The organism is Erythrobacter sp., assembly GCF_038133525.1.
Classification (GTDB): domain Bacteria; phylum Pseudomonadota; class Alphaproteobacteria; order Sphingomonadales; family Sphingomonadaceae; genus Qipengyuania.
In genome coordinates this window covers 1-3,440 of record NZ_JAYPTL010000118.1, presented here as the reverse complement: position 1 = coordinate 3,440, position 3,440 = coordinate 1, and the positions used below count along the sequence as shown (strand labels likewise).

At 65.8% G+C, this 3,440-nt stretch carries 2 protein-coding genes and 1 pseudogene; 2 read left to right on the top strand and 1 reads right to left on the bottom strand.

The window, feature by feature from the left end:
* Positions 1 to 983 (bottom strand): annotated as a pseudogene (locus AAFM29_RS16790) (phosphoenolpyruvate carboxylase); the annotation flags it as partial.
* Between the two features lie 242 nt (positions 984 to 1,225).
* On the opposite strand from AAFM29_RS16790, the gene mtnP reads away from it, so the two are divergent.
* Complete coding sequence (gene mtnP / locus AAFM29_RS16785; protein ID WP_341713892.1) at positions 1,226 to 2,098, top strand: S-methyl-5'-thioadenosine phosphorylase; 873 nt, start codon at positions 1,226 to 1,228, stop codon at positions 2,096 to 2,098.
* Between the two features lie 100 nt (positions 2,099 to 2,198).
* The coding region (locus AAFM29_RS16780) for a proline dehydrogenase family protein (RefSeq protein WP_341713891.1) at positions 2,199 to 3,440 on the top strand (1,242 nt) is incomplete at its 3' end.

The following is a 3,440-nucleotide window of genomic DNA, read 5'->3' as shown; positions in this document are numbered from 1 at the left end:
CCCATGCCCAGCCCGTCGGCGCGCATCGCGGCGGCCAGCGTGCGCAGCGCAATGGCCCGATCGGTTCCAGCCGATGCCGCCTCGGCCTCAAGCTGGTCGATCAGCGGGGCCAGCGAAAGCAGCTTGTCCGGCCCATCGGCGGTCAATCGGTTGGCCGCGGCCGACAATGCGCTGGAATCGGAGAGGTCGCCCGAGAAATCGGCAGCACTCGCTGCGGTGCGGGCTTCGGCCGCGCGCAAGGTTGCCAGCAGGGCATGACCCGGATCAATCGCCTCGAGCGACGAGGCATAACGCCCCAGCCGCTCGGCCTTTTCCAGCAGGCGGAAGGCGATCGAGGTGTACCACTTGATATCGGTCCGCCCGTCCATGTCGTAGCCGACCCAGCTGGCGAAGCGGAACGGCAGTGGGCGGAGGCTTTGCCATTGCTGCGGCCAGGCGGCGCTGGCGGAACGCAGCACCGCGCCGACGATCCGGTCGCGCGCGTCCTGGGCATGGGCGATCGCCGCCATCGCGCATTCATGCTCATAGGCCAGTGTAATGTCAGGCCGCCCGCTCGCGGGGCTGGCGGCAATCGCGCCGCCGCTCGCCGCGGCCTCAGCCACTGCGGCGGACTGCGCACGGGTGAGCAGGAAGGTGGGATGCGCGGTGAAGACTGCGTGGAGGTGCGGCCGTTCCCAGAAATTACGGAAGTTGTCGAAGTCGCTGTCGGCTGCGGCCAATTGCTCCAGTCGAGTTTGCGCTCCTGCCGGATTGACCAGCTTGCGCAGGCGGCCAGCGCGCGATTCGAGTGAGATCGCTTCCAGCTCGTCGACCAGCTTCGCGAGGTCGCCGATGCTCGTTGCACCGGATTCGAGCTGGCGCGAAAGATCGAGCGAGAGCTGGAACACCGGATTGAATAGCGGCGTATCGGCGGTGCGGGCATGCAACGTGCGCAACCGCTCTTCGAGCGCGGGTAGGGTCGTCTGGAGCGGCTGTTCGGGCATCGTCGTTCCCTTCGACTGCGTAGGCGGCGGATCGGGCGCCCGTTCGGCGCGAAAGCCGCTCCGCTGTCAAGGCAGGGTTCGGGTCAGGCGCCATGAATACGGATGCGGCGACACCAGTGGTTTGGGGGCTGGACAGCGCGCGCGCAAGTCTCCACCCACGCATCCGCATTAACCCAAGCCCGGAACCGGACGGTCACAGCTTGGCGTAGACACTATAGAGCTTGGCATACGGGATATAGAACATGAGCGACTGGACCATCGGCATTATTGGCGGATCGGGCCTCTACGCGATGGACGCGCTGGAGGATGCGCAGTGGATCAAGGTCAATTCGCCCTGGGGGGAGCCTTCAGACGAAATCCTGTGCGGCACCATTGGCCATGTCCGCGTACGCTTCCTGCCGCGCCACGGTCGCGGGCACCGTATCCTGCCATCGTCGCTCAATGCGCGGGCCAATATCGACGCACTCAAGCGCGCCGGCTGCACCGATATCCTCGCCATCAGCGCGGTGGGTTCGCTGTCGGAGGAACTGCCGCCGGGGCGCTTCGTCACCGTCGACCAGTTCATCGATAACACCAGGGGCCGCCCCTCGACGTTCTTCGGCGACGGCTTCGTCGCGCATGTCAGCATGGCCGAGCCGGTCTGTCCGCGCCTGTCGAAGCACGCCGCGAAGGCAGTTGCCGCTGCCGGCGGCGAATGCAGCGAGGGGGCCACCTACCTGGCGATGGAAGGCCCGCAATTCTCCAGCCGCGCCGAGAGCAAGCTCTATCGCCACTGGGGGGCCGAGGTGATCGGTATGACCGGCATGCCCGAGGCGAAACTGGCCCGCGAAGCGGAACTGCCATACGCTCTGCTCGCCATGGTCACCGACTGGGATAGCTGGCGCGACCACGAGGCGAGCGTCGATGTGGCCGAGATCATCGAACAGATGAACAAGAATGCGGCCATCGCGCGCAAGGCGGTGGAGGCGTTCTGCAAGGGCCTGCCGAAGAAGCGCAACCCTTCGCCGATCGACCACGCGCTGACCGATGCAGTGATCACCGCGCCCGAACACCACGACAAGGACCTGCTGACCAAGCTCGAGGCGGTTGCGGGGCGGCTGTTGCGCCCAAGCTGACGCTGGCAGATAACGCTACAGCGCCCATCGACTTCGCTTGATTGCACGCTGCGGCGGGTCCAAGGGCCGACCCGTCATCGTAACAGTTGCAACGAGTCGTATGGCCACCCACGCTAACGCCCCCAAGCCCATTTCCCGCCAGGACCTTCGCGCTGCCTATCGCGCCGAGGAAGATACTATCGTTGCCGAACGCATGGCGCAGGCATCGCGCGCCTCGCAACTGCATGGAGAAGCAGCCAAACTTGCCGGCAGGCTGATCGAGGGTGCCCGGGCACGCAAGGCCAGCGGGCTCGACGCCTTCCTGCAGCAATACGGCCTCGCGACCGAAGAGGGCATTGCACTGATGTGCCTCGCCGAAGCGCTGCTGCGCGTACCCGATGCGGCAACCGCCGATGCGCTGATACGCGACAAGATCGGCGATATCGACTGGGCCGAGCATCTGGGCGAAAGCTCCTCGACCTTCGTCAATGCCGCGACCTTCTCGCTGATGCTGACCGGCGAAGTGCTCGAACGGCCGGAGGAAGCGCAGAAGGGCCTCGGCAAGACGCTCAAACGCACCGTCAACCGGCTCGGCGAGCCGGTCATCCGCAAGGCGACGCTGCAGGCAATGAAGATCCTTGGCGGCCAGTTCGTCTTCGGCCGCACGATCGAGGAAGCGCTCAAGCGAGCCGCGCCCGAACGCGCCAGGGGCTTGACCCACAGCTTCGACATGCTCGGCGAAGGGGCGATGACCTATGCCGATGCCGAACGGTACCGTCTGTCCTATGAGCGCGCGATCGCGCGGCTGGCGAAGGAAGCGAGCGGCAGGGTCGAAACCTCGCCCGGCATCTCGGTCAAGCTCTCGGCGCTACATCCGAAATACAGTTTCCTCCACGCCGAACAGGCGGTGGCCGAGCTGGTGCCGATGATCCGCGAGCTTGCCGCCCATGCGCGCGACGCCAACATCCACTTTACCATCGACGCCGAAGAGGCCGAGCGGCTCGAACTGTCGATGGACATTATCGAAGCGCTCGCCAGCGACGACAGCCTGTTCAACCGCACGGACGGCAGCCAGTGGACGGGCTTCGGCCTGGCCATCCAGGCCTATCAGAAGCGCGGCGTGCCGCTGTGCGACTGGATCGCGCGACTGGCGCGCAAGCATGACCGGCGCTTCTTCGTCCGCCTGGTCAAGGGCGCCTATTGGGATACCGAGATCAAGCTGAGCCAGGTCGGCGGCTACAGTGACTTCCCGGTCTTCACGCGCAAGCTGGCAACCGATGTCAGCTACCTCGCCTGCGCCGAACGGCTGCTGGCAGCGGACGATGCGATCTACCCCGCCTTTGCCACGCACAACGCCTATACC

Bases quoted from the DNA above. Each gene is read 5' to 3' on its own strand.
- mtnP (WP_341713892.1), top strand. From the start codon at position 1,226: ATGAGCGACTGGACCATCGGCATTATTGGCGGATCGGGCCTCTACGCG.